This is a genomic window from Allobosea sp. OAE752, assembly GCF_050433265.1.
GTDB lineage: Bacteria > Pseudomonadota > Alphaproteobacteria > Rhizobiales > Beijerinckiaceae > Allobosea > Allobosea spartocytisi.
In genome coordinates, this window is record NZ_JBNPXO010000003.1 from 467,309 (window position 1) to 484,227 (window position 16,919).

Genomic DNA, 16,919 nt, shown 5'->3' on the forward strand with positions numbered 1-16,919 from the left:
TCTACGCTTCGGGGCCGGTCGGGCGGGTCGCCTTGAATTCCTCGACGGCCGCGGTGGCGAGGTCCGTGACGGAAGCAGGCGGCGCGCCGATGAGGCGCAGCACGATCCGCCCGAGACGGGCCTTGGCATCGGTTTCCAGCTCCGGATCCAGCCGTCCGTCATGGTCGAGCGACGCCCAGGCGCGGGCATGGACCGCTTCGGCGACGAGCAGTTCGCTGGAGTTCAGCACTCCGGGAAAACGGAAGGAGCGGCTCTGGATCGGCGTATCGGACATGAGGCTATCGGGCATGGTCACCGCGCCGATATAGGGTCCGGGCCGGCGAGGGCAACCCCGCTTGTGGTCGCACTCAACCGTGCGGGGCCGTGTCCATGGCCCGCTGCGCCACGAGCTCCCGCAGCGCCGCGGCCAGAAGCTGCGCCGGCAGCGGCAATGCCGTATCGGTCCGCGTCGTCAGGCCGACCGGGCCGAAGGTATCGCCCGTATCGGCCGGCAGCACGGACAGCCAGCCCGTCCTGACATCCTCCGCGACGACGCCTTCCGAGATGAACCAGATTCCGTCGGTCAGGCGCAGATAATTGCGCGCGAAGGCGTCCGAGACCGTCTCGATCACCCCGGCGGCCGGCTCCAGCGCATGGGCGACGAGATAGCGCTCCACCGTGGAACTGATCACCGAGCCGGGCGGCGGCAGCAGCCATTGATGGCGGGCGACCTCGGCGATGTCGAAAGGCGAGGATGCCAGCAGCGGGTGGTGCGGACCGACCACCAGTGCGATCCGCTCGGAATAGAGATGCTCGAAGGCGAAGCCCCGCATCGTCTCCGGGTCCGCCATGCGGCCGATGACGAGATCGAGATCGCCTAGCCTGAGCTGGGACATCAGCACGTCGTTCGGCCCGGTCACGACACGCGGGCGCATCGCGCCATGGCGCTCCATGACCTGCGCGAGCGCGCGCGGCAGCATATGCGCCGAAACCGTCGGCAGCGCCCCGACGGAGAAGGCGATATCCGTATTGGCGCCGTCGCGCCCGACCATGCTGATGCCTTGCCTGAGCGCCGTCACGCTCGATCCGGCATAGCGCAGGAAGACCTCCCCCGGCCCGGTCAGCATCATCGGCCGGCGGTTCTGCTCGAACAGCGAAACCCCGAGCGCGTCCTCCAGCTCCTGAACCGTCTTGGAGATGGCCGGCTGGCTCAATCCAAGCAGAGCGGCCGCCTTCACCACGCTCTTCAGCCGGGCCACCTCCAGGAAGCACACCAGATGGCGCAGCTTGATTCGACCGTTCAGCGGAACAGGGCGGGGCATCGTCACGTCCGGGATGATCCTGAAATTGATCCTGAGGCCGATGGTTGAGCATAGCGGCCCGGCCCCGCGCCAGGAAACCCGTGCCGTGCGCGGCGGATCGAGAGAGTTTTCCCCGGTGTCATAACGATGGGTCTCATCCTGCGGCATCGTGGACGGCCTGCCGAGTTGGCCGCGCAGCGCGGATCGGGATAAGGTACTTCACCGTGCGCGAAGACATTCATACAACCGGCTTTCCGGTCCTTTGCGCCTCCTGCGAGGCGCGCCACCGCGGCATCTGCGGCTCGCTGACGGCCGAGCAGCTCACCCAGCTGGCGAAATCCTCCTCGAAGCGAAGAGCCGAGCAGGGTGCCGAGCTGATCGGCGAGGCCGAGAACGTCGAGAGCTACGCGAACGTCCTGTCCGGCGTGGTGAAGCTGACGAAGATGCTCTCCGACGGCCGGCAGCAGATCGTCGGCCTGCAATTCGCGCCGGATTTCGTCGGCAGGCCCTTCCGGACCGAGAGCACGCTCACCGCCGAGGCCGCGACCGATGTCGAGCTCTGCTCCTTCCCGCGCGCGGCCGTCGAGCGGATGATGGTGGCGCAGCCCGATCTGGAGCATCGCCTGCTGCAGCAGACCCTGAAGGAGCTCGATCAGGCGCGGGACTGGATGGTGACGCTCGGCCGCAAGACCGCCGCGGAGAAGGTCGCGAGCTTCCTGCTGATGATCGCGCGCAATATCGACCCGACGATGCAGCCGGGGCAGCGCGCCGTCGCCTTCGACCTGCCGCTGTCGCGGGCCGAGATCGCCGATTTCCTCGGGCTGACCATCGAGACCGTCAGCCGACAATTCACGCGCCTGCGCACCGAGGGCGCGATCAGCATCGAGCACAACCGCCACGTCATCCTCGACGACATCCGCAAGCTCGCCGCCTCTTCGGGGGATTGACCGGACGGTCGCGCGCCTCAGCGCCCATCCGGCCCGGGCAGCGCCGACAGGATGCAGTCCTGCTCGAAGGCGATGTGCCGGCGCATCGAATCGAACAGCGCCCGCAGCATGTAGCCGAAGGCCTCCGGATTCGCGATCGGCCGGCCATTGCCATAGGCCAGCAGCGCTTCGCTGAGATCCTCGGCGGCACAGCGATCCTGCACATGCTCGGCCCTAAGCCGGTTCACGATCCCGGCGCTGCGCCGCGACGTCGCGAAAGCCGGAAAGACCGAGCGCTCCTCGAAGCGGTGGCAGGCGTCGATGAGCGGCACCAGACTGTTCCCCAGCATCAGGCAGCGCAGCCGGTCGACATGGGAGGGCAGGTCGTCGGCGAGCTGCTCCAGCGCATCGCAGATTTCCAGCATCCGCGCATGGCCGCGCGCCATGTCGATATGCGGGACGAAGCCGGCCCCGCTCTGTCCGCCGCCGCTGGCTGCATGCCGCGCCATGGCCGGCCCGCCGGTCAGGGCGTCGGCAGCGGCACGGTTGCCTTCGCCGGCTCCTCACGCACGGTGCGCAGTTCGTACCACAGCGCGTTCAGGATGCCGACGGAGGCGGCGAGGCCGAGGCCGAGAATCCAGGCGAAATACCACATGGCGCGTTCACTCCTGTCCGGATCAATAGGCCGAATGGCCGGCGTCCTCGACGCTCTTCTCGGTGACCTTGCCCCACAATACGCTGTAGACCCAGGCGGTGTAGGCCAGGATCAGCGGCATGAAAATCACCGTCGCCAGCAGCATGTTGCGCAGCGTGGCGCGGCTCGACGAGGCATCGAACACCGCGAGCGAATGGCCGGGATTGCTGCTCGAGGGCAGCAGGATCGGGAACATCGCGACGCCGACCGTCGCCACGATCATGGCGACACCGAGCTTGGAGGCGAGGAAGGTCAGCCCCTCCCACCGCGCCCGGAAGCCGATCGCCGCCAGCAGCGGCGCCGCGACGCCGAGCGCCGGCACCGCCCAGAGCGCGGGATGCGCCCGGAAATTCGCAAGCCAGGCGGCGGGATCGGCGACGACGGTCTTGAGCAGCGGATTCGACGGCCCGTCCCAGACGATCGGCGTGGTCACGCGATAGCCGCCGAGCAGCCCGAGCCAGACCAGCACCCCGCCGCCCGCGAACAGCAGGGCCGTCAGGAACGCCGCCATCGTGCCGAAATCGCGGGCCCGGCCGGCGACGGCCCCGTCGGCCTTGAAGGTCAGCCACGCCGCGCCATGCATCGTCAGCATCGCCAGCGAGACCAGCCCGCAATACAAGGCGAGCGGATTGAGCAGGCCGAAGAGATTGCCCTCGTAGATCGGTCGCAGATCCGGCGTGAAATGGAAGGGCACGCCCTGCAGCGTGTTGCCGACCGCGACGCCGAAGATCAGCGAGGGAACCGCGCCGCCGATGAACAGCGCCCAGTCCCAACGCTCGCGCCAGGCCGGATCGGGCTTCTTGGAGCGGTATTTGAAGCCGACGGGCCTGAGGATAAGCGCGCACAGCACCAGGAACATCGCGAGGTAGAAGCCCGAGAAGCTCATCGCGTAGAGCGCCGGCCAGGCCGCGAAGATCGCGCCGCCGCCCAGGATGAACCAGACTTGGTTGCCCTCCCAGACCGGGCCGATCGTGTTGATCGCCACCCGCCGCTCGATGTCTTCCTTCGCGACGAAGGGCAGGAGCGTGCCCACGCCCATGTCGAAGCCGTCCATCACGGCGAACCCGATCAGCAGGACGCCGAGCAGCACCCACCAGACCAGCCGCAGCGTTTCATAGGAGAAGAGAAAGTCGATCATCATCGTGATCCTTGGCTTGGCGTCCGGTCACTCGGCGGGATAGGGCGCGACGGCGTGCGGCCCCGGCTGCCCCGGTCGCCTCGGCCGCAGCCCCTCGACCATATCGGCGACATCGGGCCCTTTGCGGATGGCGGCGAGCATCAGCTTGACCTCGATGACGGCGAGCGTGCCGTAGAGCAGGGTGAAGCCGGCGATCGTGAGCAGCAGGTTGTAGACGCCGAGCTCGGAGGTCGCGAGGAAGGTCGGCAGCACGCCCTCGATGATCCAGGGTTGGCGTCCGAACTCGGCGACGAACCAGCCGACCTCGATCGCGATCCAGGGCAGCGGCATCGCCAGCAGCGCCATGCGGAACAGCCAGCGCGGCGCTTCCGACTCGCGGATGGTGTGCCAGAGCGAGACCGCGAAGACGCCGAGCAGGATGAAGGCGCACAGCACCATCAGGCGGAAACCGAAGAACAGCCAGGGCACGCCCGGCACGGTCGACCAGGCGGCGTCCTTGATGTGCTGCTCGGTCGCCTGCCGTGGATCCGCGACGAACTGCTTCAACAGCAGCGCGTAGCCGAGATCATGCGAGGAGGCCTTGAAGGCCGCGCGGGCGACGCCGTCATTGCGGTCCGCCTTCATCTTCTCCAGCGCGTCATAGGCGACGAGCCCGTCGCGAATGCGCGCCTCGGCCCGCTGCACCAGCTCGTTGATGCCGGGGATCGGCGTGTCGACCGAGCGCGTGCCGATAAGCCCCATCACCCAGGGGATATGGATGGCGAAATGGGTCTTGCGATCGGTAAGGCTGGGGATGCCGATGGCGGTGAAGGAGGCCGGCGCCGGCTCGGTCTCCCACATCGCCTCGATCGCGGCGAGCTTCATCTTCTGGTTGTCGGTAAGCGCATAGCCGCTCTCGTCGCCGAGCACGATGACCGAGAGCGCCGAGGCGAGGCCGAAGGCCGAGGCGATGACGAAGGAGCGCTTGGCGAGCTGCACATGCCGACCACGCAGCATGTACCAGCCGGAGACGCCGAGCACGAAGGTGGCGGCGCAGACATAGCCGGCCGAGACGGTGTGCACGAACTTCGCCTGCGCGACGGGGTTGAAGATCACCGCCATGAAGTCGGTGACTTCCATGCGCATCGTGTCGGGGTTGAAGGCGGCGCCGACCGGGTTCTGCATCCAGCCATTGGCGATGAGGATCCACAGCGCCGAGAAGTTCGTGCCCAGCGCCATCAGCCAGGTCACGATCAGATGGGCGCGCGGCGAGAGCCTGTCCCAGCCGAAGAAGAACAGGCCGACGAAGGTCGCCTCGAGGAAGAAGGCCATCAGCCCTTCGATCGCCAGCGGCGCCCCGAACACGTCGCCGACATAATGCGAGTAATAGGCCCAGTTCATCCCGAACTGGAATTCCATGGTGATGCCGGTCGCGACGCCGAGCGCGAAGTTGATGCCGAACAGCACGCCCCAGAACTTCGTCATGTCGCGCCAGATCGGCCGGCGGGTCATGACATAGACCGTCTCCATCATCGCGATCAGGATGGAGAGGCCGAGCGTCAGCGGCACGAAGAGGAAATGATAGAGGGCCGTCAGCGCGAACTGCAGGCGGGATAAATCGACGAGGAGCGGATCGACCATGGCATCATCCTTTCGGGACGCTCTCTTGTAGCCGCGCTCGCCGTCGAGCCTCTTGATCTGGATCAAGCGAGCATGCGCCGCGTCATGCGAGAGAAGGGACATGGAGCAGCCCGTCACAGCGGAAGACCGGCCTGACCGTCGCGGCGGAAGCCATGACGCCTTCGCGGCGCTCGCCCGGGCGCGGCGTCTCGGCAGCGCAGGGCTCGGCCGCCTGCTCGGCTGGCAGCTCGCCCGCACCGCGCTGCGCCTCGCCGCCGCGGCGTCGATGGCCGTGCTCTTCGGCAGGCTGATCATGGAGCAGCCATTCGAGGGCTCGCTCCTGATCGCGCTGGCGATCTCCGTGCCGGGCGCTGCTGTCGCCGGGCTGATGGCCGATCGCGCGCAGGCACGGGCCGAGACGGAGGTTTCGACGGCACTGCGCAACGACGCCATCGGAAGGCTGCAAGCCATGCCGGCAGGCCGGGTGCGCGCGCTCGCGGCCGGCAGCGTCACGGTCGGCCTCCAGCGCCATCCCGAGGCGGTGGCGAGCCTCGTCATCGGTCACCGCGCCGCCAGCCTGATGATGGCGATCGGTCCGCTCATGGCGGCGGTCGCGCTCGCCGTCGTCTCCTGGCAGGCGGCCTTGCTCGTTCTCGTCCTGACGCCGGTGATGATCCTGTTCTTCGCGCTGGTCGGCGAAACCATCCGCAGCCGCGCCGACGCCCAGGAGAAGGCCTTCAGCCATCTCGCCGGCCAGTTCGCCGACCGCATCCGCACGCTCCCGACCATCCTCGCCAACGATGCGCTGGCAGGGGAGGAGGCCAAGCTCGCCATCCGCCTCGACGCCTATACGGCCAAGACCATGGGCGTGCTGCGCATCGCCTTCATCAATGCCGGGCTGATCGACTTCTTCGCCTCGCTCTCGATCGCGATGCTCGCCGTCTTCCTCGGCCTCGGCCATCTCGGCCTCGCCACGATTCCCGGCTTCTCCGGTCTCGAACTCTGGCAGAGCCTCTTCATCCTGATGATCGCACCGGACTATTTCGCGCCCTTCCGCCGCTTTTCCGAGCAGTACCACGCCAAGGCCGAGGGGCTCGCCGCCGCGGCCGCGCTCGACCACCTGCTCGACGCCGAACCTGCTCCCGCGCCAGCCCTGCCGGCAGTCGAACGGGCATTGTCGAAAATGACGATGCCGCCCAGCGGCCTCCTCGTCATCTCCGGTCCAAGCGGGGTCGGTAAATCGACCTTGCTGCGCCGGCTCGCCGGCATCGAGGCGGGGCCGACGCCTTCGCCATGGACAATGCCGCAGGGCTGCGTCTGGGTCGCGACCGACAGCTTCGTCGCGACCGGCACCTTGGCCGAGGCCATCGGCAACGGGCTCGACGCCCCCTGCCCGACCCGCCTGCGCGCGGCGGCAGCCAGCGTCGGCCTGCTCGACGACGCCTTGCTGCCCGGCGGCCTTGCGGCCCGTATCGGCGAGGGCGGCGCCAATCTCTCCGGCGGCCAGAGGCTGCGGATTGCGCTCGCCCGCGCGCTCGTCAGCCAGCGCACGGTCATCGCCGACGAGCCGACCGCCAAGCTCGACCCGGCGACGGCCGATGCGGTGCGCCGCGCCCTGCTCGACATGGCGAACAGCCGGCTCGTCATCGTCGCGAGCCACGACCCCGAGCTGATCGCGCTGGCCGATCGGCGCATCGCGCTCGATGCGACCGCCTCTCTGGAGGAAGCGGCATGAGGGACAACGCGGCAACGCGCGGCGCCGCCGCTCGCAAGCTGTGGCGCTATGCCGGGATGCTTGCCTCCGCGGCGCTGCTATGCGGTGTCCTGCTGGGCGGGCTGTCGGCCTGGTTCCTCGGCTCGGTCGCCATTGCGGGGCTCACAAGCGCCGCCTACAGCTTCAATTTCCATATCCCCGGAGCCCTGGTGCGCCTCTTCGCGGTCGGCCGGACGGCCGCACGCTATGGCGAGCGCCTCACCGGCCACCACGCGGCGCTGGTGGACCAGACGACGCATCGGGTCGGATTGTTCGAGGCGATGGCCGCGGCCCCGACCGTGCGCGGTGCCGGCTGGCAGCTCGCCGATCAGGCGCGTCTCGCCGACTATCTCGACGATGTCGAGGATCTCGACTTCGCCCGGCTGCGGGCCGATCTCCCGGCCCTTCTCCTCGCCGCCGGCCTGATCGGCGCCTTGATCGCGACCGCTTTCGTCGCGCCGCTGGCTCTCATCCCCATCATCGCGTTGCTCTGCGCGCTCGCCACCATGGCGCATCGGCTCGCGCAAGCCGGTGCCACCTCATGGGCGCAAACCCGCCTGTTGCGGCGCCAGGCCGCGCAGCAATTCGGGGCGGCCCTGACCTCGGCCGTCCCGCTGCAAGCGGAAAAAGCCTGGGCCGGCCGCTGCTCCGATGCGCTCGGCCGCTTCTCGCAAGCCGAGGAAGCCCAGCGCGCCCTGCGGCTCGCTCAGGCCGGCCTCGATGCGCTGGCCTCGCTGCTTGGCCCCGTCGCTGGCGTCAGCATCTTCGCCGCGGCCTGGTTCGCCGGCGCGCGGGGCGAGGCTCTGCTGATCCCGGCCTTCCTCGCCTTTTCCTGGATCGCGCTCGCCGAGACGGCACAAGGCCCCTCGCGCATGGTCGTCGCCGCCTTGCGCCGCCGGGCCGCGAAGGCGGAGATCGAGCGCTGGATCGGCACAGCGACGCAACCGGCGCACTCTCCGACACGGTCACCGGCAGGGCTCACAGCCCTCCACACGTCGATGCAGCGCCGCGCCCCGGACGGGCACCCGCTCGGCGCCAGGCTCACGCTCGCGCTGACGGCCGGTCGGCCGACGATCCTCACCGGCGCGAGCGGTGCCGGCAAGACCAGCCTGCTCAAGCAGATCGCCGGCTGGATCGGGCAGGACAGCATGGAGAGCGAGACCGGCCCGCTATCGGCCGAGGACCGGCGCAGGATGGCGATGTTCTGCCCGCATGACGCCGCGATCCTCACGGACACGGTGCGGGCCAATCTCTTCGCACCCGCCCTCCCCGACGAAGAGCTCTGGCAGGCGCTCGAAGCCGTCGAGTTGGCCGATCGCATCGATGCCGCCGGCGGTCTGGACGGCTGGATCGCGCAGGACATGCTCTCGCTCGGCGAGGCGCAGCGGCTCAACCTCGCCCGCGCCTGGCTTTCGACGAAGCCGCTTATCCTGCTCGACGAGCCGACCGAGCATCTGCGCGCCGATCAGGGGCAGCGCATCCTGGCACGCCTCGTCGAGCGTCTCGACGACCGCATCGTCGTGATGTCGAGCCACAATACTACCGGCCTGCCCGACGCCGCGACGATCCGGCTCTGACGACCTCCTCAGCAGAAATCGAAATCGACGCCCTCGTCCGCTTGCAGCACATGGCTGTCATAGAGCTTGTCGTAGCCGCGCCGTTCGACCTCGCCCGCAGGCGGCCGTGCCGTGCGCCGCACCGTCAGCTCCGCCTCGCCGACCAGCAGGTCGAGCCGCCTCTCGGAAACGCTGAGCCTGATCCGGTCGCCATTGCGCACCAGCGCGAGCGGCCCGCCGACAGCCGCTTCCGGCGCGACATGCAGGACGATGGCGCCATAGGCGGTGCCGGACATGCGCGCATCCGAGATGCGGACCATGTCCTTGACGCCGCGCGCCGCGAGCTTGCGCGGAATCGGCAGATAGCCGGCTTCCGGCATCGCCGCGCTGCTGCGCGGCCCGGCATTCTGCAGCACCAGCACGTCATCGGGCTCGACATCGAGGTCGGGATCGTCGATCCGGGCCGCGAGATCCTCCAGCGAGGCGAAGACGACGGCGCGACCTTCATGCTCCAGCAGGCGCTTCTCGGCCGCCGCCCGCTTCACGATCGCGCCGCGCGGCGCCAGTGTCCCGAAAACCGCGACGAGGCCGCCATCGGGATCGACCGGCTCCGCTCGCGACCGGATGACGCCGCGATCGAGCGCCTCGACCAGCGGCGCATCGATGAGCTCGCCCAGCGTCTTGCCGGTGACGCTCAGCGCATCGAGATGCAGCAGGTCGCGCAATTCGCGCAGGACCGCCGGCACGCCGCCGGCCGCGAAGAAGTCCTCCATGTAATTGGCGCCGACCGGCTTCAGATTGACCAGCACCGGCGTCTCGTCCGAGAGTCGGTTGAGGCGGTCGAGGTCGACCTTGACCCCGGCGCGCCGCGCGACGGCGGTCAGATGGATGACGGCGTTGGTCGAGCCCGAGATCGCCAGCAGCACCCGCCAGGCATTCTCGATCGCCTTTTCAGTGACGATCTGGCGCGGCCGCAGCGTCTGGGTGCCGATCAGTTCCACCGCCCGCCGGCCGCTCTCCTCGGCGCAGCGCAGCCGATCGGCATGAACGGCCGGGATCGCCGCCGAGCGCGGCAGCGCCAGCCCCAGGGTCTCGGCGATGCAGGCCATCGTGCTCGCCGTTCCCATCACCGCGCAAGTGCCCGCGGTGGTGGCGAGCCGCCCCTCGACGGCCTCGATCTCGGCGGCGTCGATCTCGCTGGCGCGGTAGCGCGCCCAGAAGCGGCGGCAATCGGTGCAGGCGCCGAGACGCTCGCCGCGATGGCGCCCGGTCGACATCGGCCCGCCGACGAGCTGCACCGTCGGCACATTGGCGGAGAGCGCCGCCATGAGCTGCGCCGGCACGGTCTTATCGCAGCCGCCCATCAGCACCACGGCGTCGATCGGCTGGGCGCGGATCATCTCCTCGGTGTCCATCGCCATCAAATTGCGGAATTTGAGGCTGGTCGGATTGAGGAAGACCTCGCCCAGCGAGATCGTCGGGAATTCCAGCGGCAAGCCGCCGGCCATCAGCACGCCGCGCTTTACCGCCTCCAGCAATTCCGGGAAGTGGCGGTGGCAGTTGTTGAAGCCGCTATAGGTGTTGGCGATGCCGACGATCGGCCGCGCCAGCGCCTCGTCGGAATAGCCCATCGAACGCGCGAAGGAGCGTCGCAGATAGGCGGCGAACTCCGGGTCGCCGTAATTGGTGAGGCCGCCGGCGATGCCGCGCCCCTTCGCTTGCCCATCGCCCATGCGTTCCTCCCGAAAATTTTGTCGCGACGGTCAGAGCGCCAATCCGCGCTCCCGCAGCGCTGCGCGCAGATCGATCGGCTCGACGAAATGCACCGTCCGCATGCCGACACCGTCGGCGGCGGCGATGTTCTTGGCGCTGTCGTCGACGAAGATGCAGTCACCGGCAGCGAGGCCGTAGCGCTCCAGCAGCACATGGAAGATCGCCGGGTCCGGCTTGATCAGCCGCTCATGCGCCGAGACCACGACCCCGTCGAAGGATTGCAGGAAGGGGAAGCGGATCAGGCTCTCCGCCCATTTCTCACGCGAGAAATTGGTGACGGCGTAGACCTTGTCGCCGCGCGCCTTCAGCTCCTTCAGCGTCGCGACGCTGTCCTCGATGATGCCGGGTACGGTCTCATGCCAGCGCTCGTCATAGGCCCTGATCTCGCGCTCCCATTCCGGGTGCTCAGCCACCAGCAACGCCACCGCCTCTTCCCAGGAGCGGCCGCGATCCTGCTCGATGTTCCAGGCGGCGGTGCAGACATTCTGCATGAACCAGTCGAGCCGCTCCGGATCGGGAATCAGGTCCCGGTAGAGCAGGCGCGGATCCCACCGGATCAGCACGTTGCCCACATCGAAAACCACCGTCGGGGAAGCTGCAGCCATGATCTCCATCCGCTCATCCGCCCCCGCCGGGAACAGAAGGCCCGGCACGAAGCATCGCGCCGGAGGGTGGAGCGGCACCGGCTGCCGCGTCAACCGGGCGATATGCCGTTCACCTCAGAGCGCGAGAAAAACCCGCGCGACCTGCGCAAGCGCCTCCTCGGCATCGGCGCAGCGCATCGCGCCTTCGACCGCCGGCGCCCCATCGAGCAGGAAGACCGGCCGCTTGAACTGAAGCGCGAAGGCGATTTCCGACAGGGTGCCGTAGCCGCCGCCGATAGCGACGAGACAGAAGGCCGCCCGCGCGATCAGCGCATTGCGCGCCACGCCGATGCCGGTCGCCAATGGCACGGTGACGTAAGGATTGGCCGCTTCCGGCTCGTCGTCAGGCAGCAAACCGATCGACAATCCTCCGGCTCCGTCGACGCCGCGGCAGACCGCCTCCATCACGCCCGAGCGGCCGCCGCAGAGCACCGTGACTCCGTGCCCGGCGAGCAGGGCGCCCATATGCTCCGCCATGGCATCTTGCGATGCGGTCGGCGTCCGCGTCCCGATCACCGCGACGGGGACACGCACGGCCTTGCCGCTCTCCCGCTGCAGCCAGCGCAGGGCCTCGGTGGGAGAGATCGCCACATCGTCGGAAACCCCGGCCCCGGCGCCCCAGATGCGGGCCGCCGGATCGAAGCAGCGCCCGGTCCCGTCGTGCAAAACGCGGCGGCCGGCATCGAGGCGCAGTGGCTTGCCCGGCTCCATCCGCGTCAGGCCGACTTCTCCTGGCCGAACTCGGAGATGCCGCCATGCCTGGCCGACCAGCTCGCCGGGTCGTTCAGGAAGCTCTCGACCTCGGCCAGCACCTTCGGCTCGAAATGGCCGCTCTCCTTGGCGACCGCCAGCACGTCCCACCAGGTCGTCAGATAGTGCAGGTTCACGCCGATCTCGGCCATGAGCTCGCGGCTCTTCGGGAAGATGTCGTAGTAGAACAGCACGAAGCAATGATCGACGACGGCGCCGGCATCGCGCAGCGCCTGGCAGAAATTGACCTTGCTGCGCCCGTCCGTCGCGAGATCTTCGACCAGCAGCGTGCGCGCGCCGACCACGACCTCGCCCTCGATCTGGGCATTGCGCCCGAAGCCCTTCGGCTTCTTGCGGACATACTGCATCGGCAGCATCAGCCGTTCAGCGATCCAGGCGGCGAAGGGAATGCCGGCGGTCTCGCCACCGGCGATATTGTCGATCGATTCGTAGCCGATATCGCGCACGATGGTCGAGGCGGCGAAATCCATCAGCGCCGAGCGCAGGCGCGGATAGGAGATGATCTTGCGCGAGTCGGTATAGACCGGGCTTGCCCAGCCGGAGGTGAAGACGAAGGGCTTGTCCTTGTAGAAATGGACCGCATTGATTTCGAGGAACATCTTGGCCGCTTCGCGCGCGAGGACCGACCGGTCGGCGGCGGTGAACAGATTGGCCATGGCGTCGATTTCTCCGGTCTGAGCGCCATCGTTCGCCGCGCGCGGCGTGAGACGAGGCACCTGTCAAGTTCGCAAACGGCCCCTTCTGTTCCTTCGCGACGGGAGGGTCAATAGCCGGCCGGCGGGTTTTCGACAGCGCTGCGCATGGCCATTCCAGAGTGGGAGGCTTCAGCCAGCCGCGTTATCGAGGCTGGCGAATCCCTTGCCTTCGGCCGCGAGGCGCCTGAGCAGCGGTGCCGGCTCCAACGCCTTGTCGCCGCTCTCGGCCGCCTGGGCTTCCAACCGCTTGGCGATCGCGTCGAGCCCGACGCCGTCGGCCCAGTACATCGGCCCGCCGCGCCAGGCCGGCCAGTTGTAGCCGTTGATCCAGACGACATCGATGTCGCCCGGCCGCGCCGCAATGCCTTCTTCGAGGATACGCGCGCCCTCGTTCACCATCGGGTCGAGCAGCCGTGCCAGGATCTCCGCCTGCGAGAAGGCCCGGCGCGTCACGCCCTGCTCGGCCGAGATGCGCTGGATCAGCGCCTCGACCTCCGGGCAGCGCTGGCCGGCGCGCGCGCTCTGCGGGTAGAGATAATAGCCGCGCCCGGTCTTCTGCCCGAACCAGCCGGCCTCGCAGATCGCATCCGCGACGGGAGCCTTCAGGCCCCGCGCCTTGCGCGAGCGCCAGCCGATATCGTTGCCGGCGAGATCGGCCATGGCGAAGGGGCCCATCTTGAAGCCGAAATCGACCAGCGCCTGGTCGACCTCGTAGGGCAACGCGCCCGCGACGAGCAAACGCTCGGCCGCGCGCGTGCGCTGCTCCAGCATCCGGTTGCCGACGAAGCCGAAGCCGTTTCCGACGACGACAGGCACCTTGCCGAGCTTGCGCCCGAGCGCGACGGCAGTCGCGATCGCATCGTCCGCCACGCCCTTCGGCCTGACCACTTCAAGCAGCTTCATCACATTGGCCGGGCTGAAGAAATGCATGCCGAGCACGTCCTGCGGGCGTTTCGTCGCGGCCGCGATGGTGGGCACGTCGAGATAGGAGGTGTTGCTGGCCAGGATCGCGCCGGGCTTGGCCACCTTGTCGAGCTCGCCGAAGATCTGCTGCTTGACGCCCATCTCCTCGAAAGCCGCCTCGACCACGATATCGGCTCCAGCCGCCCCGGCGAGACCGACCACGGGCTTGATCAGCGCCAGCCGCGCCGCCCGCGCCTCCGGCGTCAGCGAACCGCGCTGGACGGAGATATCGTAGATCGCGGCGATGCGGTTCACGCCGTTGTCGAGCGGTGCCTGCGCCGTCTCGATCAGCGTCACCGGGATGCCGGCATTGGCGAAGCACATGGCGATGCCGCCGCCCATCGTGCCCGCGCCGATCACGGCGGCGCTGGCGATGGGGCGCGGCTTCACCTCGGGCCCGATGCCCGGCACCTTCGCGATCTCGCGCTCGGCGAAGAAGACATGGCGCAGAGCCTTCGAGCGCGGGTCGTCAACGAGCGCGAGGAACAGCTTGCGCTCGGCCGCCAATCCCTCCTCGAACGGCAGCAGGAAGACGTTGCGGACCGCCTCGACCAGCGCCGGCACATTCGGCATCTCGCCCGCCTTGCGCAGCGCGTCTTTCGCCTGAACCTCGAAAGCGGCGCGGTCGGCTTCGGTGAGCTTGTCGACGGCAGCGCTGGTGACGGGGCGGCGCCCCTCCCCGGCGAGCCCTTCGGCGACGCGGATCGCCGTGGCGAGGAGATCGCTCGACACCACCTCGTCGAGCAGCCCCCATTCGAGCCCGCGCCCCGCCGGGGTCGGGTCACCCGAGAGCATCATCGGAAACGCCTTTGCCGCGCCGATCAGCCGCGGCAGGCGCTGCGTGCCACCCGCGCCGGGAATGAGGCCGAGCTTGATTTCGGGCAGGCCGAGCTGCGCTGACGGCAGGGCGACCCGAGCATGGCAGGCGAGCGCGACCTCGAGCCCGCCGCCGAGCGCCACGCCCTGGATCGCGGCAACGACCGGCTTCGGCGAACGCTCGATCGTGTCGAGCACATCGGGCAGGAACGGCGGCACCGGCGGCTTGCCGAACTCGCTGATATCCGCGCCGGCGATGAAGGCCTTGCCCGCCGCCGCGATCACGATCGCGCTGACCGCCTCATCCGCATTGGCTCGCCCGATCGCCTCGACCAGCCCTGCCCGGACCGCCGCGCCGAGCGCGTTCACCGGAGGACTGTCGAGCGTGATGACGGCAACCGCCGCGTTGCGGGAGAAGGCGACAGGATTCAAGGCGGCGGCTCCGGTTGAGGCATCCGTGGCGGCCGGCTGCCCAGCCGCCTCGAACGACACCGAGGAATAACCGATCTCGGTTGCCGGTCAGCAGAATTTTTTGCGGCCGGGCGCATGCGGGGCACGCCGCGGAAGCCGACCGGAAACCGCCATGCATGGCAAGGTTGCAAGTCGAGGTGTCGGCACGGGCCGCTCTTGTCGTATGGTCCTGCGCATGACGAACGGAGCATCGACTATGCCGAAGCGGTTGGAAGAGATCTGGAGCGCGTTGGCGGCCTGCCGCGACGCGACGAAAGGACGCCATCTGCGCGCTTTTTTCGCCGAGGACGCTGAGCGCTTCGCCGCCTTCTCGGCCCGGCTCGACGATCTGCTGCTGGACTATTCCAAGACCTCGGTCACCCCGGACGCCTTGGCTCTTCTCCTGAAGCTCGCGCAGACCGCGGAGGTCGAGGCCAAGCGAGACGCCATGTTCGCCGGCACCGCGATCAACACCACGGAAAACCGCGCCGTGCTGCATGTCGCGCTGCGCAACCTGTCGGACCGCCCGATCCTGGTCGACGGCATCGACGTGATGCCCGAGGTGCGTGCGACACTGGACCGTCTCTTCGCCTTCGCCGAGGGCGTGCGCGACGGCAGCATCGCCGCCGCCGATGGCGGGCGCTTCACCGATGTCGTGAACATCGGCATCGGCGGCTCCGATCTCGGGCCGGTGATGGCGACGGCGGCGCTGGCGCCCTATCATGACGGCCCGCGCCTGCACTACGTCTCCAATGTCGACGGCGCCCATATCGCCGACACGATCGCGAAGCTCGATCCGGCGCGGACGCTGGTGATCGTGGCGTCCAAGACCTTCACCACCGTCGAGACCATGACCAACGCCGCCACCGCGCGCAAATGGCTGGCCGGCGCGCTCGGCGAGGCGGCGGTCGGCGCCCATTTCGCCGCGGTCTCGACCGCACTCGACAAGGTCGCCGCCTTCGGCATCCAGCCGGAACGCGTCTTCGGCTTCTGGGACTGGGTCGGCGGCCGCTATTCGGTCTGGTCGGCGATCGGCCTGCCGGTGATGATCGCGATCGGGTCGGAGAACTTCCGCGCCTTCCTGGCCGGGGCCCATGCGGTCGACGAGCATTTCCGCACCGCGCCGCTCGACAAGAACCTGCCTGTCCTCATGGGCCTGATCGGCCTGTGGCATCGCGACGTCTGCGGCTATCCCTCCCGCGCCATCCTGCCTTACGACCAGCACCTCGTCCGGCTGCCCGCCTATCTCCAGCAGCTCGACATGGAATCGAACGGCAAGCGCGTGCGCAAGGACGGCACGCCGGTGGAGCGACCGACCGGCCCCGTGGTCTGGGGCGAGCCCGGCACCAACGGCCAGCACGCCTTCTACCAGCTCATCCACCAAGGCACCGACGTCGTGCCTTGCGAGTTCCTGATCGCGGCCGAGGGCCATCATCCCGACCTCGCCCACCATCAGCGCCTGCTGATCGCCAATTGTCTCGCCCAGAGCGAAGCCCTGATGAAAGGCCGCACGCTCGACGAGACGAAGGCGCAGCTCGCCAAACGGGGCCTTGCTCCCGAAAAGCTGGAAGCGCTCGCCCCGCATATGGTCTTCCCCGGCAATCGTCCCTCGCTGACCATCGCCTATCGCAAACTCGATCCCTTCGCGCTCGGCCGGATCGTCGCGCTGTTCGAGCACCGCGTCTTCGTCGAGGCGGCGATCTGGGACATCAACGCCTTCGACCAATGGGGCGTCGAACTCGGCAAGGAGCTGGCGACGGCGTTGCTGCCGGTGATCGAGGGCAAGGCGCCCGGCGCCAGGCATGATTCCTCGACAGCGGGCCTCGCCGCCTATCTCACGGCTGGCGAGAGCGCCTAGCGG

At 68.6% G+C, this 16,919-nt stretch carries 15 protein-coding genes; 4 read left to right on the forward strand and 11 right to left on the reverse strand.

Annotated elements, in window-relative coordinates; translation table 11 throughout:
• Window position 1 precedes the first annotated feature (1 nt).
• Window positions 2–289, reverse strand: a complete 288-nt coding sequence (locus GGC47_RS11395; protein ID WP_133560661.1) for a hypothetical protein — start codon at window positions 287–289, stop codon at window positions 2–4.
• Between the two features lie 58 nt (window positions 290–347).
• Window positions 348–1,301, reverse strand: coding sequence for a pca operon transcription factor PcaQ (gene pcaQ, locus GGC47_RS11400; protein WP_142022130.1), 954 nt, complete (start codon window positions 1,299–1,301; stop codon window positions 348–350).
• A gap of 203 nt (window positions 1,302–1,504) precedes the next feature.
• Between pcaQ and GGC47_RS11405 the strand changes: the two genes are divergently transcribed.
• On the forward strand, window positions 1,505–2,227 hold the full coding sequence (locus GGC47_RS11405; RefSeq protein WP_349236406.1) for a Crp/Fnr family transcriptional regulator: 723 nt from the start codon (window positions 1,505–1,507) through the stop codon (window positions 2,225–2,227).
• A gap of 17 nt (window positions 2,228–2,244) precedes the next feature.
• Here GGC47_RS11405 and GGC47_RS11410 read toward each other — a convergent pair whose 3' ends face one another.
• The 4 genes from GGC47_RS11410 to GGC47_RS11425 are packed head-to-tail and all read right to left on the reverse strand — an operon-like array spanning window position 2,245 to window position 5,658.
• Window positions 2,245–2,715 (reverse strand): hemerythrin domain-containing protein, encoded by a 471-nt coding sequence (locus tag GGC47_RS11410; protein WP_370954635.1) that lies wholly within the window; start codon window positions 2,713–2,715, stop codon window positions 2,245–2,247.
• Window positions 2,716–2,729: 14 nt separating this feature from the next.
• Window positions 2,730–2,861, reverse strand: coding sequence for a cytochrome bd-I oxidase subunit CydX (cydX, locus tag GGC47_RS11415; RefSeq protein WP_112763656.1), 132 nt, complete (start codon window positions 2,859–2,861; stop codon window positions 2,730–2,732).
• Window positions 2,862–2,883: 22 nt separating this feature from the next.
• The gene (cydB, locus tag GGC47_RS11420) at window positions 2,884–4,041 is read right to left on the reverse strand and encodes a cytochrome d ubiquinol oxidase subunit II (RefSeq protein ID WP_142022131.1); all 1,158 of its coding nucleotides are present in this window, start codon (window positions 4,039–4,041) and stop codon (window positions 2,884–2,886) included.
• A gap of 24 nt (window positions 4,042–4,065) precedes the next feature.
• A complete protein-coding gene (locus GGC47_RS11425) occupies window positions 4,066–5,658 on the reverse strand; it encodes a cytochrome ubiquinol oxidase subunit I (RefSeq protein ID WP_142022132.1) in 1,593 nt (530 codons plus the stop codon).
• Between the two features lie 100 nt (window positions 5,659–5,758).
• Here GGC47_RS11425 and GGC47_RS11430 point away from each other — a divergent pair, with 100 nt between their 5' ends.
• Both GGC47_RS11430 and GGC47_RS11435 read left to right on the forward strand, forming a co-directional pair.
• Entirely contained in the window at window positions 5,759–7,372 is a 1,614-nt protein-coding gene (locus GGC47_RS11430) for an ATP-binding cassette domain-containing protein (RefSeq protein ID WP_142022133.1), read from the forward strand.
• Complete coding sequence (locus GGC47_RS11435) at window positions 7,369–8,967, forward strand: ATP-binding cassette domain-containing protein (protein ID WP_142022134.1); 1,599 nt, start codon at window positions 7,369–7,371, stop codon at window positions 8,965–8,967. Before GGC47_RS11430 ends, GGC47_RS11435 begins: the two co-directional genes overlap by 4 nt.
• Before the next feature lie 8 nt (window positions 8,968–8,975).
• Here GGC47_RS11435 and GGC47_RS11440 read toward each other — a convergent pair whose 3' ends face one another.
• From GGC47_RS11440 to GGC47_RS11460, 5 genes are all read right to left on the reverse strand, one after another.
• Window positions 8,976–10,679, reverse strand: coding sequence for an IlvD/Edd family dehydratase (locus GGC47_RS11440; RefSeq protein ID WP_370954637.1), 1,704 nt, complete (start codon window positions 10,677–10,679; stop codon window positions 8,976–8,978).
• Window positions 10,680–10,709: 30 nt separating this feature from the next.
• The gene (locus GGC47_RS11445) at window positions 10,710–11,324 is read right to left on the reverse strand and encodes an HAD family hydrolase (protein ID WP_112763755.1); all 615 of its coding nucleotides are present in this window, start codon (window positions 11,322–11,324) and stop codon (window positions 10,710–10,712) included.
• Between the two features lie 114 nt (window positions 11,325–11,438).
• The gene (locus GGC47_RS11450; RefSeq protein WP_142022136.1) at window positions 11,439–12,074 is read right to left on the reverse strand and encodes a TIGR00725 family protein; all 636 of its coding nucleotides are present in this window, start codon (window positions 12,072–12,074) and stop codon (window positions 11,439–11,441) included.
• A gap of 5 nt (window positions 12,075–12,079) precedes the next feature.
• Window positions 12,080–12,790 carry an orotate phosphoribosyltransferase gene (locus GGC47_RS11455; RefSeq protein WP_038363505.1) on the reverse strand — a complete coding sequence of 237 codons (711 nt, stop codon included), beginning with the start codon at window positions 12,788–12,790 and terminating at the stop codon, window positions 12,080–12,082.
• Window positions 12,791–12,958: 168 nt separating this feature from the next.
• On the reverse strand, window positions 12,959–15,040 hold the full coding sequence (locus tag GGC47_RS11460) for a 3-hydroxyacyl-CoA dehydrogenase NAD-binding domain-containing protein (RefSeq protein ID WP_142022137.1): 2,082 nt from the start codon (window positions 15,038–15,040) through the stop codon (window positions 12,959–12,961).
• A 235-nt stretch (window positions 15,041–15,275) separates the two neighbouring features.
• Here GGC47_RS11460 and pgi point away from each other — a divergent pair, with 235 nt between their 5' ends.
• Window positions 15,276–16,916 carry a glucose-6-phosphate isomerase gene (gene pgi, locus GGC47_RS11465; protein WP_142022138.1) on the forward strand — a complete coding sequence of 547 codons (1,641 nt, stop codon included), beginning with the start codon at window positions 15,276–15,278 and terminating at the stop codon, window positions 16,914–16,916.
• The last annotated feature ends 3 nt before the right edge of the window (window positions 16,917–16,919 follow it).

Bases quoted from the DNA above. Each gene is read 5' to 3' on its own strand.
- GGC47_RS11395 (WP_133560661.1), bottom strand. From the start codon at position 289: ATGCCCGATAGCCTCATGTCCGATACGCCGATCCAGAGCCGCTCCTTC.
- pcaQ (WP_142022130.1), bottom strand. From the start codon at position 1,301: ATGCCCCGCCCTGTTCCGCTGAACGGTCGAATCAAGCTGCGCCATCTG.
- GGC47_RS11410 (WP_370954635.1), bottom strand. From the start codon at position 2,715: ATGGCGCGGCATGCAGCCAGCGGCGGCGGACAGAGCGGGGCCGGCTTC.
- cydX (WP_112763656.1), bottom strand. From the start codon at position 2,861: ATGTGGTATTTCGCCTGGATTCTCGGCCTCGGCCTCGCCGCCTCCGTC.
- cydB (WP_142022131.1), bottom strand. From the start codon at position 4,041: ATGATGATCGACTTTCTCTTCTCCTATGAAACGCTGCGGCTGGTCTGG.
- GGC47_RS11425 (WP_142022132.1), bottom strand. From the start codon at position 5,658: ATGGTCGATCCGCTCCTCGTCGATTTATCCCGCCTGCAGTTCGCGCTG.
- GGC47_RS11430 (WP_142022133.1), top strand. From the start codon at position 5,759: ATGGAGCAGCCCGTCACAGCGGAAGACCGGCCTGACCGTCGCGGCGGA.
- GGC47_RS11435 (WP_142022134.1), top strand. From the start codon at position 7,369: ATGAGGGACAACGCGGCAACGCGCGGCGCCGCCGCTCGCAAGCTGTGG.
- GGC47_RS11440 (WP_370954637.1), bottom strand. From the start codon at position 10,679: ATGGGCGATGGGCAAGCGAAGGGGCGCGGCATCGCCGGCGGCCTCACC.
- GGC47_RS11445 (WP_112763755.1), bottom strand. From the start codon at position 11,324: ATGGCTGCAGCTTCCCCGACGGTGGTTTTCGATGTGGGCAACGTGCTG.
- GGC47_RS11450 (WP_142022136.1), bottom strand. From the start codon at position 12,074: ATGGAGCCGGGCAAGCCACTGCGCCTCGATGCCGGCCGCCGCGTTTTG.
- GGC47_RS11455 (WP_038363505.1), bottom strand. From the start codon at position 12,790: ATGGCCAATCTGTTCACCGCCGCCGACCGGTCGGTCCTCGCGCGCGAA.
- pgi (WP_142022138.1), top strand. From the start codon at position 15,276: ATGCCGAAGCGGTTGGAAGAGATCTGGAGCGCGTTGGCGGCCTGCCGC.